At 72.7% G+C, this 15,478-nt stretch carries 15 protein-coding genes; 13 read left to right on the top strand and 2 right to left on the bottom strand.

What is annotated here, in order from left to right:
- Positions 1-70 precede the first annotated feature (70 nt).
- The 9 genes from C892_RS0103200 (at position 71) to C892_RS29890 (ending at position 9,699) form a co-directional block, all read left to right on the top strand.
- Positions 71-427, top strand: coding sequence for a peptidase inhibitor family I36 protein (locus tag C892_RS0103200; RefSeq protein WP_017556034.1), 357 nt, complete (start codon positions 71-73; stop codon positions 425-427).
- A 19-nt stretch (positions 428-446) separates the two neighbouring features.
- On the top strand, positions 447-1,343 hold the full coding sequence (locus C892_RS0103195) for a hypothetical protein (protein ID WP_017556033.1): 897 nt from the start codon (positions 447-449) through the stop codon (positions 1,341-1,343).
- Between the two features lie 324 nt (positions 1,344-1,667).
- Positions 1,668-2,627, top strand: a complete 960-nt coding sequence (locus tag C892_RS0103190) for an MBL fold metallo-hydrolase (protein ID WP_017556032.1) — start codon at positions 1,668-1,670, stop codon at positions 2,625-2,627.
- Positions 2,628-2,642: 15 nt separating this feature from the next.
- The gene (locus C892_RS0103185) at positions 2,643-4,319 is read left to right on the top strand and encodes an FAD-dependent monooxygenase (RefSeq protein WP_017556031.1); all 1,677 of its coding nucleotides are present in this window, start codon (positions 2,643-2,645) and stop codon (positions 4,317-4,319) included.
- The gene (locus C892_RS0103180; protein WP_026124108.1) at positions 4,294-5,496 is read left to right on the top strand and encodes a homogentisate 1,2-dioxygenase; all 1,203 of its coding nucleotides are present in this window, start codon (positions 4,294-4,296) and stop codon (positions 5,494-5,496) included. Before C892_RS0103185 ends, C892_RS0103180 begins: the two co-directional genes overlap by 26 nt.
- A complete protein-coding gene (locus C892_RS0103175) occupies positions 5,493-6,380 on the top strand; it encodes a hypothetical protein (protein WP_017556029.1) in 888 nt (295 codons plus the stop codon). Before C892_RS0103180 ends, C892_RS0103175 begins: the two co-directional genes overlap by 4 nt.
- Before the next feature lie 82 nt (positions 6,381-6,462).
- Complete coding sequence (gene fahA, locus C892_RS0103170; protein ID WP_017556028.1) at positions 6,463-7,686, top strand: fumarylacetoacetase; 1,224 nt, start codon at positions 6,463-6,465, stop codon at positions 7,684-7,686.
- Between the two features lie 145 nt (positions 7,687-7,831).
- Positions 7,832-8,311 (top strand): VOC family protein, encoded by a 480-nt coding sequence (locus C892_RS0103165; RefSeq protein ID WP_017556027.1) that lies wholly within the window; start codon positions 7,832-7,834, stop codon positions 8,309-8,311.
- A gap of 251 nt (positions 8,312-8,562) precedes the next feature.
- Positions 8,563-9,699 carry an alpha/beta hydrolase gene (locus tag C892_RS29890; RefSeq protein ID WP_017556026.1) on the top strand — a complete coding sequence of 379 codons (1,137 nt, stop codon included), beginning with the start codon at positions 8,563-8,565 and terminating at the stop codon, positions 9,697-9,699.
- A gap of 168 nt (positions 9,700-9,867) precedes the next feature.
- On the opposite strand, the gene C892_RS0103155 is transcribed toward C892_RS29890, so the two are convergent.
- Positions 9,868-10,341 (bottom strand): hypothetical protein, encoded by a 474-nt coding sequence (locus C892_RS0103155; protein ID WP_017556025.1) that lies wholly within the window; start codon positions 10,339-10,341, stop codon positions 9,868-9,870.
- A gap of 382 nt (positions 10,342-10,723) precedes the next feature.
- Between C892_RS0103155 and C892_RS0103150 the strand changes: the two genes are divergently transcribed.
- The 4 genes from C892_RS0103150 (at position 10,724) to C892_RS0103135 (ending at position 14,767) form a co-directional block, all read left to right on the top strand.
- Positions 10,724-11,926 carry a sensor histidine kinase gene (locus tag C892_RS0103150; protein WP_017556024.1) on the top strand — a complete coding sequence of 401 codons (1,203 nt, stop codon included), beginning with the start codon at positions 10,724-10,726 and terminating at the stop codon, positions 11,924-11,926.
- A 31-nt stretch (positions 11,927-11,957) separates the two neighbouring features.
- Entirely contained in the window at positions 11,958-12,560 is a 603-nt protein-coding gene (locus tag C892_RS0103145; protein WP_017556023.1) for a response regulator transcription factor, read from the top strand.
- Between the two features lie 48 nt (positions 12,561-12,608).
- Positions 12,609-13,073 carry a class I SAM-dependent methyltransferase gene (locus C892_RS0103140; RefSeq protein ID WP_017556022.1) on the top strand — a complete coding sequence of 155 codons (465 nt, stop codon included), beginning with the start codon at positions 12,609-12,611 and terminating at the stop codon, positions 13,071-13,073.
- Between the two features lie 536 nt (positions 13,074-13,609).
- Positions 13,610-14,767: a hypothetical protein gene (locus C892_RS0103135; protein ID WP_017556021.1), complete on the top strand. Its 1,158-nt coding sequence runs from the start codon at positions 13,610-13,612 to the stop codon at positions 14,765-14,767.
- Between the two features lie 190 nt (positions 14,768-14,957).
- Here C892_RS0103135 and C892_RS0103130 read toward each other — a convergent pair whose 3' ends face one another.
- Positions 14,958-15,455: a hypothetical protein gene (locus tag C892_RS0103130; protein WP_017556020.1), complete on the bottom strand. Its 498-nt coding sequence runs from the start codon at positions 15,453-15,455 to the stop codon at positions 14,958-14,960.
- Between the last annotated feature and the right edge of the window lie 23 nt (positions 15,456-15,478).

Below are 15,478 nucleotides of genomic sequence, written 5' to 3'. Positions count from 1 at the left end.
CGTAGCGTCGGCGGGGCCGCCTGCGGTAAAAACCGCAAGGGACGTCGAGCGGGCGAAAGGAATGATCGCCATGCTGAAAAGGATCGCCGTATTCGCGGCTGTTGGGATCATCGGCTTCTCGGGAATGGTGGGGGCGGCGGCCGCCGACGACTTCCACGTCTATGAGCACGATGACTTCAAGGGGCGCAACCAGGAGTTCAACGGAACCGACCGCAACCTGTCGAACAACTACTTCGACGGGGGCGGGAACCTGGACGGCCACATCAGCTCGATGAAGAACCACGCTAATCATGGTATTTCCATGTATGACTACGGGGGAGCGAGGTGCGGCGGTATCACCTACTATGCGCGCGCCAAATCCCAGGACAAGGACTTGACCAACAACGACTTCGACAACCGCGCGAGCTGCATCATCTTCCACGGCTGAGGGGCGGGCGAGGAGAACCGTGTCGGAACGGTCCGAGAACGACCGGAGGGGAACCGTGCGGTGGGCCCTGAGCAGGCTCGGCCCGGCCCTCGCCCTCCTGGCCGCCGCGGGCTGCGCCGCGGGTCCTCAGGCAGGGGACCGGGACGGCGCCGTCCCGGTCCCCCCGGAGGTGTACGCGCTGCACGTCCCCTTCGACGCGTACCGGCTCTCCGTCGTGGACCACCAGGAGGTCGAGTACGCGCGGGACCTGCTCATGCGCGCGTGCATGCGCGGCCTCGGCAAGGAGTGGGAGGTCCTCGAGCCGCCGGTGCGCGACCCGGCCCCGACGGACCGCCGCCGCTACGGCCTGATCGAGCCGCAGGTCGCCGAGCGCTACGGGTACCGCATGCCGCCGTCCCCGCCGGAGGTCGAGAAGCGCCTGCAGGTACAGGAGGAGCGCGAGGGGCTGGCCCCCGAGGACGAGCGCGCCGCCTACGGCGACGACGGCGAGGGCGGCTGCTGGGCGCGGGCCCAGGAGCGGCTGCGCGAGGACGTGCCCCCGCCCGCCGAGGCGCGCGTGTTCGAGTACGAATCGCGGGCCTATGAGGCCTCGATGGAGGCCCCCGCGGTCGAGCGCGTGTTCGGTGACTGGAGCGCGTGCATGAAGGACGACGGGTTCGACTACCCGGATCCGATGGAGGCCCTGGGCGACCCTGCCTGGGCGCACTCGGAGCGCCCGAGTGCCCACGAGATCGCCGTCGCCGAGGCCGACGTGCGGTGCAAGCGCGCCACTCGCCTGGTCCAGGTGTGGTCCGGTGCCGAGAGCCGGATCCAGCTCGAGGCCGTCCATGCCGAACCGGAGGAGTTCGAGGGGTTCGCGCGCGCCAAGAGCGCCGAACTCGAGGCCGCCCGCGAGGTGATCGCCGAATACACCTGACCGGGCGCCGGGCCCGGCGGCGGGATGCGGGGGCCGGGGGGCGGTGACGCGGCGATGTGGTGACGCGGCGATGGGGCGGCACGGCGGCGCGGCGGCGTGGCAGGGGCGCACCGCCGCCGGTCGGCCCGCGGCTGCGCCGGGCCGCCGCCGCGGAGAACCCGGCTGGTCGTCCCCCACATAACTTTCGCAAATGAGAAACCGAGGTTTCTTGTGCTTTACCTATGGGTGTGACCGGTGCCACCTTGGGTCTCGGGCGTGATCCGCGCCTCACCGCCGCGACCCCCGCGGCCGCGCAGAACGCGGCCCTGGACAGGAGGACCCGCAATGGCCAAGCCGTTCGCGTCATCGGCCGACCTTGAGGAGAAGGAGCAGACCCTCGAAGTCCTGGCGGACGGCGTCTACGCGCTCACCGCCCAGGGCGACCCCAACATCGGCGCGATCGAGGGCGAGGACTTCCTCGTCTGCTTCGAGGCGATGGCCACCCCCACCGCCGCGAAGGAGTGGCTGGCCCGGCTGCGCGAGCACACCGACAAGCCCATCCGCTACCTGGTGCTCTCCCACTACCACGCGGTGCGGGTCCTGGGCGCCAGCGCCTTCGGCGCCGACGCGATCGTCGCCCATGAGAAGACGCGCGGGCTCATCGCCGAGCGCGGCAAGGAGGACTGGGCCAGCGAGTTCGGCCGCATGCCGCGCCTGGCCAAGGACCCCGAGTCGGTCCCCGGCCTCACCTGGCCCACCGTCACCTTCGCCGACCGCATGACGATCGACCTGGGCGGCGACCGCGGGGAGCTGGTCCTGGAGCACCTGGGGCGCGGCCACACCGAGGGCGACATCGTCGCCTGGCTGCCCCGCCACCGCATCCTGTACGCGGGCGACCTGGTGGAGGCCGAGGCCGCCCTGTACACCGGGGACGCCTTCCACCGCGAGTGGGCCTCCACCACCCTCGACCGTGTCGCCTCCTTCGGCGCCGAGATGCTCATCGGCGGGCGCGGACCGGTCACCCGCGGGCGCGCCGCCGTCGACGCCGCCGTCGAGCAGACCCGCGCCTTCCTCACGGTCATGCTGGAGCGGGTCGGCGAGGTGCACGCGCGCGGCGGCACCCTCAAGGAGGCCTTCGAGGCCGCCCACGCCGCGCTGGCCCCCGACTACGGCCACTGGCCCATCTTCGAGCACTGCCTGCCCTTCGACGTCTCCCGGCTGTGGGACGAGCTCTCCGGCATCGAGCGGCCCGTCATCTGGACCGCCGAGCGCGACCGCGAAGTCTGGGCCCGGCTGCAGGACTGACGGAGGCCACCCCCCATGCCGAACCGACACCACCCCCCGTGCCCCGGCGCCCCGGTCCTCGTCCTGGGCGCCGGGCCCGTCGGGCAGACCGCCGCACTCCTGCTGGCCCACTGGGGCCTGGAGGCGGTCCTGCTCGACCGGAGCCCCGAACGCGACCCGGTCGGGTCCAAGGCCATCGTCCAGCAGCGCGACGTGCTGGACATCTGGGAGGGCGTCGGTGCCGGGGCCGTCGCCGAGGAGGGCCTGACCTGGGACACCGCCCGCACCTTCTACCGAGGCGACGAACTGTTCGCGGTGCGCCTGCGCGACCGCGGCGCCAGCCCCCTGCCGCCCTTCGTCAACATCTCCCAGGCCCGCACCGAGGAGATCCTCGACGGCGCCCTGGAGCGCGCGGGCATCCCCGTGCGCTGGGGACACGAGGTCACCGCGGTGGAGCAGGACGCCGAGGGGGTCACCGCGGTCTGCGCGACCGACGAGGGCACCGTCCGCCTGCGCGGCGCCTACGCGGTGGCCTGCACCGGCGCCCACGGCACCGGGGTGCGCCGGGCCCTCGGCGCCGACCTGCGCGGCAGCAGCTTCGAGGACCGGTTCCTCATCTGCGACATCCGCGCCGACCTGCCCGGCTGGGAGCGCGAGCGCCGCTTCTACTTCGACCCCGCCTGGAACCCCGGCCGCCAGGTGCTCATCCACCCCTGCCCCGGGTCGGTGTTCCGCATCGACTGGCAAGTGCCGCCCGACTTCGACCTGGAGCGCGAGGAGGCCGACGGCGGGCTCGACCGGAGGGTGCGCCAGATCATCGGCGACCGCCCCTACGAGGTCGTGTGGCGCTCGGTCTACCGCTTCCACACCCGGGTGGCCGACCGGATGCGCGCCGGACGGGTGCTGCTGGCCGGCGACAGCGCGCACCTGGTGGCCCCCTTCGGCGCGCGCGGCCTCAACTCCGGGGTGCAGGACGCCGAGAACGCCGCCTGGAAGATCGCCTTCGCCCTGCGGGGCTGGGGCGGCGAAGAGGCCCTCCTGGACAGCTACGCCGCGGAACGCGGCGCCGCGGCGCAGGAGAACGCCGACGTCACCTCCGCCACCATGCGCTTCCTGGTCCCGCCCGGACCGGCGGAGAAGGCGCACCGGGAGAGCGTCCTGCGGCGCGCCCTCACCGACCCGCAGGCGCGCGACCAGGTCGACTCCGGCCGGCTCGCGGAACCCTTCTGGTACACCGACTCCCCGCTCACCACCCCCCACCCCGAACGCGTCTTCGGCGGGCGGCCGCCCCGGGGCACCGACCCCGACCCCGGCCCGGGGGTGCTCGTGCCCGACGCCCCGGTCACCGTCCCCGACCGCCCCGACGCCGAACGCCTGCGCCCCTTGGCGCGCGAAGGCCTCATCTTCCTGGTGTCCGCACCCGGGCACCCCGCAGCGGTCCTCGCCGCCGCCGAATCCGCCACCCGTGCCCCCGTGGCGGCCTACGGCCTGACCGACATCGACACCGACGGCGCCCTCACCCGTGCCCTGGAACCGGGCCCGGGTGAGGCCTGGCTCCTGCGGCCCGACGCCCACATCGCCGCCGTGGTCGACGCCTCCGACCCCGCGGCGATCGCCGCGGCCGTGCGCACCGCCCTGGGCGCCCCTGCGGCGGCGGACGCCCACGCACCCAGAGAGGAGATCTCCGATGGCGTACTACCGGCGAGTGGGTGAGGTGCCGCGCACGCGGCACACTCGGCACCACAACCCCGACGGGGGCCTGTACTACGAGGAACTGATGGGGGAGGAGGGCTTCTCCTCGGACTCCTCACTGCTCTATCACCGGCACATCCCCTCGGCGATCGTGGACGCCCGCGAATGGGAGGTGCCCGACCAGACCCGCACCGCCAACGCGCCGTTGGTCCCGCGCCACCTCAAGCTGCACACCCTCTTCGGCGACGAGTGGAAGAACACCGACGCCGTCACCGGGCGCAGGCTCGCCCTGGGCAACGACGACGTGCGCATCTCCTACGTGGCCGCGGGGACCGCATCGGAGCTGTACCGCAACTCCATCGGGGACGAATGCGTGTACGTGGAATCCGGGCGGGCCGCGGTCCAGACGGTCTTCGGGGAACTGCACGCCGGGCCGGGGGACTACATCGTCATCCCCCGGGGGACCACCCACCGGTGGGTCCCCGAGGGAGAGGAGCCGCTGCGCGCCTACGCCATCGAGGCCAACAGCCACATCGCCCCGCCCAAGCGCTACCTGTCCCGCTACGGCCAGTTCCTCGAGCACGCCCCCTACTGCGAGCGCGACCTGCGCGGGCCGGGCGAGCCACTGCTCCTCGAGGGCACCGACGTGGACGTGCTCATCAAGCACCGGGGCAACGGCCCGGGCGGCATCACCGGCACCCGCTACACCTATCCCCACCATCCCTTCGACGTCGTGGGCTGGGACGGCTGCCTGTACCCGTACGCCTTCAACGTCGCCGACTTCCAGCCGATCACCGGCCGCGTCCACCAGCCGCCGCCGGTCCACCAGGTCTTCGAGGGCCACAACTTCGTGGTGTGCAACTTCGTGCCGCGCAAGGTGGACTACCACCCCGAGTCGATCCCGGTGCCCTACTACCACTCCAACGTCGACTCCGACGAGGTCATGTTCTACTGCGGGGGCGACTACGAGGCGCGCAAGGGCTCGGGCATCGGCCAGGGGTCGGTGTCGCTGCACCCGGGCGGGCACTCGCACGGCCCCCAGCCCGGCGCCTACGAGCGCAGCGTCGGCGTCCAGGCCTTCGACGAGCTGGCGGTGATGGTCGACACCTTCCGCCCGCTGGACCTCGGCGAGGGCGGGAACGCGGCCGAGGACCCCTCCTACGCCTGGACCTGGGCGGGGCGGGGGCCGAGGGGATGAGCGCGCCCCCGCTGTTCGCCCGCATGCTCGACGACGCCGCGCTCTTCCCTCCGGGCGACGCCCCGATGGCCGAGGCGCTGCCGCGCCACCGCGCCCTGCGGCGGGGGAGCCGGGCGGACTACGTCGGTCCGTTCATCGTGGCCGACGCCTGGCTCGGCGACCTGGAGGCCGCCCTCGCCCGGGAGGCCGAGCGCGCCGGCACGCCCGCGCGCACGGAGGCGCCGCTGGAGGTGACCGTGACCGTCCCCGGCGGGCCGGCGGGCGTCGGCCCGGCGCTCCAGCGCGCCGGGCGCATGCCCGGGGTGCGGGTCGTCGGCGCCGAGGTCGCAGCGGCCCCCGGGGAGCCCTCCGCGGGAGTGCTCGCCGCCGCCGCGGCCCTGACCGACCACCTGCCTCACGGGGCGCACGGCCACGTCGAGGTGCCCCGCGCCGGTGACCGGTCCCCGGCGGTGGCCGCCCTTGCCGAGGCCGGACACCGCGCCAAGTTCCGCACCGGCGGGGTCCGCGCCGACGCCTTCCCCTCGGAGGCCGAACTCGCCGCCGCCCTCGCCGCGGCCGTGGCGGCCGGGGTCCCCGCGAAATGCACGGCCGGGCTGCACAACGCCGTCCGGCACACCTCCGCCGAGACCGGATTCGAGCACCACGGCTTCCTCAACGTGCTCATGGCGGTCGACGCACTCCTGGGCGGCGCGCGCGCCGCCCAGGCCGAAAGCGTGCTCGCCGAACGCGACGGCAAGAGCCTCGCCCGGGAGGCCCAGGGCGTCCTCGGCGACGAACGGCGCTCCCGCGCACTGCGCGCCGCCTTCACCGGATTCGGCACCTGCAGCGTGGACGAGCCCCTGGAAGACCTGGACGCGCTGGGACTACTGCCCGACGACGCCTGAACACGCGACGCCCGAACACCGCTGCCCGTCCTTGGAGGACTCCGGGGACGGGCCGCCCCGACGACACCAGGAGGACCGCAAGGTGCCCGACAGCTGGCTCGACATCGCTCCGGACTCGCCGTTCGGCCTGCACAACCTGCCCTACGGGGTGTTCAGCGACCCCGGCGGCCCCGGCCCGCGCACGGGAGTGGCGGTCGGAGACCATGTGCTCGACCTGGGTGCGGCGGCGCGCGCGGCCGGGTCCCCCTTCGCCGCCGCGGTCTCGGGTCCCTCCCTCGACGGGCTGCTGGCGGCGGGGCGGCCCGTGTGGGAACAGGTGCGCTCGACCGTGCTGCGCTGGCTCACCGACCCCGCACGCGCCGAGGAGATCCGCCCCCACCTCTTCAGGCGCGACCGTGTTCGGCTGCACATGCCCTTCACCGTCGGCGACTACGTCGACTTCTACTCGTCGGAGCACCACGCCACCAACGTGGGGCGCATCTTCCGGCCCGATTCCGCGCCCCTGACCCCGAACTGGAAACACCTGCCCATCGGCTACCACGGGCGGGCCGGGACCGTCGTGCCCTCGGGGACCCCCGTGTCGCGCCCCTGCGGGCAGCGCAAGTCCCCGAACGACCCCGCCCCCGTCTTCGGGCCCTCGCGGCGCCTGGACATCGAGGCGGAGGTGGGCTTCGTCGTCGGCACACCGAGCGCCCGCGGCGGGCGCGTGCCCGTCGCGGACTTCGCCGACCACGTCTTCGGGGTGTTCCTGGTCAACGACTGGTCGGCGCGCGACCTCCAGGCCTGGGAGTACGTGCCGCTGGGGCCGTTCCTGGGCAAGTCCTTCGCCACGTCGGTCTCGCCGTGGGTCGTTCCGCTCCAGGCGCTCGAGGCGGCGCGGGTCGAGCCCCCCGCCCGCGACCCGGAGCCCCTGGAGTACCTGCGCGACGCCAAGGGCGAGCCCTGGGGGCTCGACCTCGCCCTGGAGGTGCGGATCAACGGGCACGTGGTCGCCCGGCCGCCTTTCGCCCAGATGTACTGGACGCCGGCCCAGCAGCTGGCGCACATGACGGTCAACGGCGCCTCGCTGCGCACCGGCGACATCTACGCCTCGGGGACGGTCAGCGGGCCCGAAGCGGGACAGCGGGGGTGCCTGCTGGAGATGACGTGGGGAGGGAGAGAGCCCCTCAAGCTGCCCGACGGGACCGAGCGCGCGTTCCTGGAGGACGGTGACTCGGTCTCCATCAGCGCCACGGCTCCCGGCCCCGGCGGGACGGTGATCGGCTTCGGCGAGGTCACCGGCGCCGTCCGGGCGGCCGAAGAGTGAACACGGCCTGAGGCGGGCGGTGCCCGGCACCGCCCGCCCCGCCGCCGGAGGCCCCCTCTCCGCCACCGATGAGTTCCGGGGAGCACCCCGGTCTGTACAGGTGAGTGCGCGCACGAGGCGAGCGCGGTCCACCGAGGAGGCCGGCATGAGCGGCGACGGATTCACCACCTGCCTGTGGTTCCACGGCCAGGCGGAGGAGGCGGCCCACTACTACACCTCGATCTTCCCGGACTCCGCCCTCGGGTCGATCGTCCGCCACCCTGAGGCCGGTCCCGGGCCCACCGGCGAGGTCATGGTCGTCGACTTCACCATCAAGGGCGAGAAGTTCGTCGCCCTCAACGGCGGCCCGCAGTTCACCTTCAGCGAGGCCGTCTCCTTCCAGATCCACTGCGATGATCAGGACGAGGTCGACTACTACTGGGACCGCCTGACCGCCGACGGCGGTGAGGAGGGGCCGTGCGGCTGGCTCAAGGACAGGTACGGCCTGTCCTGGCAGGTCGTACCCAAGGTGCTGCTGGAGATGATGGGGGACCCGGACGGCGCGCGCGTGGAGCGCGTGAGCCAGGCCCTGTTCACGATGAAGAGGCTCCACATCGCCGAGCTGGAGAAGGCCTTCAACGGGTAATCCCGGCGGCCTCGCCACCGCTTGCCCGCCCGCTCGAGAGTGGGATACGCCAGGCGAGGGCAGGACCGCCACCACGGCCGACGGGAGGGCGTTCCTCGACGTCGCCGGTTCCCCGCCCTTCGGGCCCCGGGTTGCGGACCGTTCTGCGGGGGAACGGGGGAGAGGGGCGCGTGACGCCTGGGCGCCCCGCCGGCCCGAAACCTCCCCGACTCGCCGCACTCCGTCGGTCCCCACCACGAGGAGCACGTGCCATGCCCGCAGACGTCCCCGCCCGTGCCGCCCGTGAGATGGCCGCCCTGCTCGGCGGCCGTGCGGAGGCCCTCGACGCGTTGGAGCGCGTCGCACCCCGCACCGCCGACGCGCTGGCGGCGGGCTTCGCCGACGTCCTGGGCGAGAGCGGCCTCGGCCGCCCCGAACGGGAGATCGCCACCCTCGCCGCGCTCATCGCGCTCGGCGACACGGGGCCGCAGCTCGCGGTGCACACCGCGGCCGCCCGCAACGTCGGCATCGACGATTCGGAGCTGGCCCTGCTCGTGCACCACCTGCAGGCCTACGTCGGTTTCCCCCGCGCCCTGCAGGCCGTCGGTGCGATGGGGCTGCGGCAGGTCCCGCCCGAACACGACGTCGCCGTCGGCGCCCACACCACCCGGGTGGTGGACCGGCCGGCCGAGGGGGCGGAGGAGCGCGAGCCCCTGGTCCTGCTGCACGCCCTCGGGGTGGACCGCCGGGTGTGGAGCCCCGTCATCGACCGGCTGCCGGCCGACCGCCGCGTCATCGCGCTCGACCTGCGCGGACACGGCCGGGCCGCGGACGCACCGGCCGCGCGGACGCTGCACGACCACGCCGACGACACGGCCGCGCTGCTCGACCGGCTGGAGGTCCCTGCGGCGCACGTCGTCGGGCTCTCGCTGGGCGGTGCGATCGCCCAGACCTTCGCCCTCGACCACCCGGACCGGGTGAGCCGCCTGGACCTGGTCGCCACCGTCGCCGACCCCCAGGACGCCTTCGAACGGCGCGCCCGGAACGGCGAGGCGGACGGCATGTCGGCGCAGGTCGTGCCGACGCTGACCCGGTGGTTCACGCCCGAGGCCCTGGCCGCCAACGGCTGGCCGGTCCGGTACGCCCGGGACCAGATCGCCCGGGCGGCCCCCGCCGACTGGGCCGCCAACCTGCGCGCACTGGCCAAGGTCGACACCCGGGCCCGCCTGTCGGAGATCACGGTCCCCACCCGCGTCATCGCCGGTGAACTGGACACGTCGACCCCGCTGGAGCAGGTGCGCACCATCGCCGAGGACATCCCCGGGGCCGAGTTCATCGTCATCCCGGGGGCGACGCACATGGTCAGCCTGCAGACCCCGGACGAGCTGGCCGACCTGCTGTGCAGATGACACGGTGCATGACGGCCGTCGACGTGGTTCAGAGCAAGGGGCGGCAGGTGTAAGGCCCAGCCCGACGAGCCTGCTTCCCGCACGTTCGGGGAGGACCCCCGCCAGTACCAAGGGGAGTTCGCTTCCCAAGACCGCTCCCTACGCGCATGCGGGGATGATCCGCCCTCGTCATGTGACCGCGGAGGCGCCCAGAGCAGCGAGAGCCCCGCATCCGGCGCCCCAGACGATGATCGAGACCGTCTGCCAGAGGATCACGGCATTGCGGGAGGCCCCGAAGGAGACCGTCGCCGCCGAGGTGATCTGGCTCGGAAGGGCCAGCGGACCCAGGAGGGCCACGCCCGCGACGCCGAAGCGTTCGAAGCGCTGCTTGAGCTTGGCCCGACGGGGCGAGAGTTCGGCCTCTGAGCGGTCGCCGCGCACGACCCCTCGCAGGCGGTGGGCGGCGAACACCGCGAACAGCATCGAGGCCACGTTCCCGAGAATGGCGGCGGGGACGGCGACGAAAAAAGGAAGGCCGGCGAGGACACCGATCACCGATCCGGAGTAGGACTCCACGAAAGGGATGACTCCGAGCCCGATGACCACGATCCATTGCACGGCGGGCGGTAGCGAATCGGTGAAGGCCTGGAGCTGCTCGATCATCGGTGGCGCCTTTCCAGTGGTCTTTCCAGTGGCCGTTTCCGGTCCGTTGGCCCGCGCCGAACCAGGCGGGGAGACCGGCGGTACGGCAACCGCGGACATGACGACACCTTCGCCCATCGGGACGGTGTTCGTGCAGGTAGATTTCGTCATCGATCGCCCATGACATTTCAGAGGGGGGCCTCATGACGTGGTGTCACTAGTGGACCTGGGGGCCGGTGGGCCACACTGGGGGCGCGTCCCTGGTCCGCCGGGTGAACGGGCCGCCGAGCCGTGCTGATCCGTCGGCGCGCTGATGGCGCGATGCGGCGATGCGGCGCTCTCAGGGGAGGGGCCGAGGGAAGCGACGGCCGGCGGCCGCCACGGACACGGAACTGGGGGAGCCATGACAGCCGAACGGCGGGACCGGTCGGGGCGGGCTGAAGGACCCGAGCGGTTCGACGAGGCGCAGGGGCAGCTGCACAAGGTCAATTCCGGCATCGTGTTCGGGTCGATCTCCGCCGTGGGGGCCTTGCTGGTGGCCATCGAGGCCGATTCGTTGCAGCACGGGCTCCTGCTCGGGGCAGGCGTCGGTACGGCCCTCGTGGTCATGGGGCGGTGGACCGCGGGGCGTTTCTCCTTCCCCCGGGTCGCGCTGCCGGGGCTGCTCGTCACCGCGGTCGTCTGGATCATCGGTGTGCTGGCGGTGGACTCGCCCACGTCGGCCTACGGGTTCGCGATCGTCGCCACCATCACCGTCCTGGAGCTGCCGCACCACCGTCGGGCGGCGATCGCGGGCACCGCGGCCGTCGCGGCGACTGCGATCGGGGCCAAACTGGTCATGGGGCATGAGGGGGCGGGGGAGGTCCTGCTCCGGTACGTCCTCGTGTCCGTGTGCATCGCCTTGGGCGGGGTCGTTCTCGCCGTGCTGGTGCATTCGGTCCACGGCCTCATGGGGGAGCTGGAGAAGGCGCGTGAGCGCGAGGCGGATCTGGCCGTCATGCGGGAGCGCGTGCGGTTCGCGGGCGACCTGCACGACATCCAGGGGCACACGCTGCACGTGGTCAAGCTCAAGGTCACTCTGGCGAAGAGGCTGCTGCACAGCGACGTCGAGCGTGCGGAGGAGGAGCTGGACGAGGTGCACGCACTGGTCGGCGAGACCATCACCGAGACCAAGGAACTGGCCTATGCCCAGCGACGGCTCAACCTCGCCGCGGAATTGGAGAACGCGAAGAACCTCTTCGAGGCCGCGGGGATCCGTGTGCAGGCGGACCGGGTGGGAGATGCCGATGCCCGGGCAGGGGAGCTGCTCGGGCAGGTGCTCAGGGAGGCGACGACTAACATCCTGCGCCACGCGGAGGCGGAGCGCGTGTGGATCACCGTAACGGAGTCGGGCATCACGGTGGCCAATGACGGTGTGCGTGAGGCAGGCTCCCCGTCCCCGGAGCTGAGCGGACTGGCCGTCCTCCGCGAGCGGCTCGCCTCGGAAGGGGGCGTGTTGACGGTGGAGGTGGACGAGGGCGTGTTCCGCACGTCCGCCTCGTTCCCGCGCGCCCTGGGAGCCGCTGGGGGAGGCGGTCCGGAGCGGCCCGAGGCGGTCCGGCGATAGGGCGATGGCGATAGGGAAGGACGACCGGTAGATGACCACCGTGGTGCTCGCCGACGACGAGGCGCTCCTCCGCAAGGCGATGGCCGCCTTGCTCCCGCTTGAAGGAGGGATCACCGTTCTGGCCGAGGCGGAGAACGGCGAGGGGGCCGTGGAGGCGGTGCTTGAGCACCGGCCCGATGTACTGGTGATCGACCTGGAGATGCCGGGCATGGACGGGCTGGGCGCCGTCGCGGAGATCCGTCGTGTCCGACCGGACCAGGTGATCCTGATGCTGACCCGCCATGCCCGGCCGGGGGTGCTCCGTAAGGCGCTGAAGCTCGGCGTCCAGGGGTTCGTGAGCAAGTCCGCGGAGCCGGCGCACATCGCGACGGTCATCGGCACGCTGCACCAGGGCAAGCGGTGGGTCGACCCTGATGTATCGGCGCTCGCCGTGATCGACGACTGTCCGCTCACCGACCGGGAAGTCGACGTGCTGCGGGCGACACGCGACGGATACTCGGCGGCGGACATCGCCGGCAGGCTCCACCTGGCCGAGGGAACGGTGCGCAATTACCTGTCGAACGCGATGCAGAAGACCCAGACCCGTACCCGCCACGAGGCGGCCCGCTATGCGTACGAGCACGATTGGCTGTAGGAAGGGCGCCACACGTCCGGAGACGGGCCCCGAAGCGGTCGAAAACCAGTGGTCACTAGGCACATCCTCCCCGGTCAATTCAGTGATGTACAGATCGACCGCGCCCGCAGCCTGGTCCCCGGGGCGCACTTCATCCGTGCGGACGCCGCCCGCGTCGACTTTCCCGACGAGGGCTTCGACGCGGTCGTGTGCCTGTACTCCCTCATCCACATGCCGCTTCCGGACCAGAAACCCCTCCTCGGACGGATCGCGCGCTGGCTGAGGCCGGGCGGACGCCTGCTCGCCACCGTCGGCGAAACGGCCTGGACCGGTACGCAAGAGCGCTGGCTCGGCGGGTCCGCGGCGATGTGGTGGAGCCATGCGGACTCGGACACCTACGCCGAGCAGATCACCGGGGCCGGGTTGACGGTGACGAGCCGCCTCGTTGTGCCTGAGCCGGAAGGCGACGGCGAACACGCCTTGTTCTGGGCGCGCAGGCCGTCGCCGCCCGGGAAGCGCGAGTCGGTCTCTTAGAGCCCTTTCCGCTATGGGCCGGGGTGATGGTGAGGAGGCGAGCGGCCGTGCGGTGCGCGCGGTGGCCGTGCCCTGCGCATTTTCATCAGGGTCGAAGCGGGTTGAGGCGTTCCCCGCAGGCGGTGACAATGCGCGGATCAGGCTGTACTGATTGCCTGACCTCCCCCATCACAGTGAAAGAAGGCCACGTGCACCCGACCGGCCCACAGCAACCGCACGGTCCGCGGTCCGGCCCTAACGAGCAGCCGCCGCCCGGACCTCCACCGCCTACCGGACCGCCTCCTGGGCCTCCTCCCGGACAGGCGCCGCCGCCGGGGGCACCGCCCGGCCCCGGTGGTCCTCCGACGGGTGGAGGACCACCCCACGGACCGCCAGGTCCGCCGGGACCGCCGGGACCGCCGCCCGGAGGGCCGCCCGCCGGGCCCCACGGCGGGCCTCCGGGCGGACCGCCAGGTGGGCCTCACGGCGGGCCGCAGCAGGCGGGGGCGAAGAAGAAGTCCGGGTGCCTGGTTCTGACACTCATCGCCGTTCCCCTGGTGCTCGTGCTGGCCGGCGGCGCCGCCGGCGTGTGGTTCTTCACCGACATCCCCTTCCGGATGGGCATCCCCGGCGCCGTGCCGCGCAGCGGAGGAACCTCCGAGGGGCCCCGAACCGTGCCCGACTGGGCCGTTCCCTCCACGTGGAACAGCGGCGACTACACCTTCGAGAGCCTGGAGGCGAGCACGGCGGCGGGCCTGCGCACCCCCGGCGAGGTGCGCGAGTCCCCCGAGGGGGACTTCACGCTCGACGTCCTCGCGGTGGAGCCCCTCCCGATCGGATCCTCGGCGATCGGGCCCGACATGTACTCCTCCCACCCGGAACTGGACGCCGGCTTCCAGGCCTACGCGGTGACCCTGAAGGTCATCAACACCACCGACCAGGACCTCGATCTCATCTACATGGGCGACAAGGCCGGCGCCGGTGCGCTGATGTCCGACATCCCGCTGCTGACGGCCGCCTCGGACTCCTGGCCGACGCGTCTGGGACCCAACGAAGGGATCGAGGTCCGCCGCACGTACGCGGTTCCGACCGAGTACGACTACGACTTCGCCGTTCTGGAGGTCCGCGATCCCGGCACCGGTCCCGACGTGGACGACTACCGCAACGACGAGCAGTACCCCGACTTCTTCAGCTACTGGCGCCTCGACCTCGACCCCGGGGCCGTCACGGGGCCGCTGGCCGACGAGGCCCCCGGGGCCACGGCGGACGGGGCCGGCACGCTGGAGGATCTGACGGAGGACACGTCCGTATGGCGCGCCGGCTCGCCGGGCGGCCGGATGCTCCCGCTGCACGGGACCCCGCTGTCGATGGGCGTGGGCGACAATCTGTTCTTGGACAACGACGCCACTACGGACGACGTCGATGGGCAGTGGTTCGAGTACAAGGTGGAGAACCCGTTCCAGGGCGCCGGCTCCTGGGACTTCGCCGAGCCCGACATCCGTGTCCTGTACGGCGACGACATGAAGGAGGCCGAGCTCTACACCCCGGAGGAGGCGACGTCCGCCCCCGACCGGTTGCCGGAGGAAGGGGACTGGGACGGCGCGGTCGGGTTCGAGGTGCCCGAGGGCTTCGAGGGGCCCGTACTGGTCGAGGTCGCCGGCCCCGGAACGGTGGGCGGAAGCGAGACCCTCAGGTACTGGTTCCTGGAGATCTGACGGCGGTGGCGGGGCGCGGTCTTCCGCGCGTCCCCGCACCTCCGCATGTCCTCGGCGGCGCGGCCGCGCGGTGGCTCCCGCGCGGCCGCGCCGGTGTGCCGGGGCCCCGCCCGCGCAGGCCGACCCGCTCATGCCCTCGGCGGGCCGCCCTGCGCGCCGGTCGCCCGCAGCACGGCGGTACGGGGCGGGGTCACCACCAGTAGGTGCCGTTTCCTCCGCTGACGCACCCGTCGCCGGGGTTGACGACGATGCAGGCGCGGAACGCCCGCGCGGCCGAGGACGAGGTCGGGTAGCCGCGGGTGTAGATCCGCGCGCCGACCCGCCACGCGTTGTACATGTCCCAGCTGCGGTCGCCGTTCAGGTCGACCTCGAACCGGATCCAGTGGTCGGCGTTGGCGTTGAGCGCGCGGCCCCAGCCGTACTGGGTGCCCTGGTAGGTCCCGAAGCGGATCTGGGCCGTGCCGCGGCTGAAGGAGTGGGCCAGGGACGTCCGGGGGTTGGGGACGACCGCCGGGTCGTACAGCCAGGACTGCTGGGCGGAGGCCTCCGCGCCGGAGCGCGTTCCCGTCCGCTCGTCGGCCTCCTCCGCCGCGGCCGGGGAGGAGAGCAGGGCGAGCGCGGCGGTGGCGGCCGTGGCGACGGCCGCGGCGCGGCGCAGGATGCGGGTCCGGGGGTTCCTCGTGGACATGGGGTATCCGCTCCTTCGTACGG

Source organism: Nocardiopsis baichengensis YIM 90130, assembly GCF_000341205.1.
GTDB classification, from domain to species: Bacteria; Actinomycetota; Actinomycetes; order Streptosporangiales; family Streptosporangiaceae; genus Nocardiopsis_A; species Nocardiopsis_A halophila.
Note: the sequence above shows the minus strand (reverse complement) of the source record. Positions and strands in the feature narration are given on the sequence as shown.

What these genes read in the sequence shown, in the direction of transcription:
- C892_RS0103200 (WP_017556034.1), top strand. Translation starts at nt 71, where the DNA reads ATGCTGAAAAGGATCGCCGTATTCGCGGCTGTTGGGATCATCGGCTTC.
- C892_RS0103190 (WP_017556032.1), top strand. Translation starts at nt 1,668, where the DNA reads ATGGCCAAGCCGTTCGCGTCATCGGCCGACCTTGAGGAGAAGGAGCAG.
- C892_RS0103185 (WP_017556031.1), top strand. Translation starts at nt 2,643, where the DNA reads ATGCCGAACCGACACCACCCCCCGTGCCCCGGCGCCCCGGTCCTCGTC.
- C892_RS0103180 (WP_026124108.1), top strand. Translation starts at nt 4,294, where the DNA reads ATGGCGTACTACCGGCGAGTGGGTGAGGTGCCGCGCACGCGGCACACT.
- C892_RS0103175 (WP_017556029.1), top strand. Translation starts at nt 5,493, where the DNA reads ATGAGCGCGCCCCCGCTGTTCGCCCGCATGCTCGACGACGCCGCGCTC.
- C892_RS0103165 (WP_017556027.1), top strand. Translation starts at nt 7,832, where the DNA reads ATGAGCGGCGACGGATTCACCACCTGCCTGTGGTTCCACGGCCAGGCG.
- C892_RS29890 (WP_017556026.1), top strand. Translation starts at nt 8,563, where the DNA reads ATGCCCGCAGACGTCCCCGCCCGTGCCGCCCGTGAGATGGCCGCCCTG.
- C892_RS0103155 (WP_017556025.1), bottom strand. Translation starts at nt 10,341, where the DNA reads ATGATCGAGCAGCTCCAGGCCTTCACCGATTCGCTACCGCCCGCCGTG.
- C892_RS0103150 (WP_017556024.1), top strand. Translation starts at nt 10,724, where the DNA reads ATGACAGCCGAACGGCGGGACCGGTCGGGGCGGGCTGAAGGACCCGAG.
- C892_RS0103145 (WP_017556023.1), top strand. Translation starts at nt 11,958, where the DNA reads ATGACCACCGTGGTGCTCGCCGACGACGAGGCGCTCCTCCGCAAGGCG.
- C892_RS0103130 (WP_017556020.1), bottom strand. Translation starts at nt 15,455, where the DNA reads ATGTCCACGAGGAACCCCCGGACCCGCATCCTGCGCCGCGCCGCGGCC.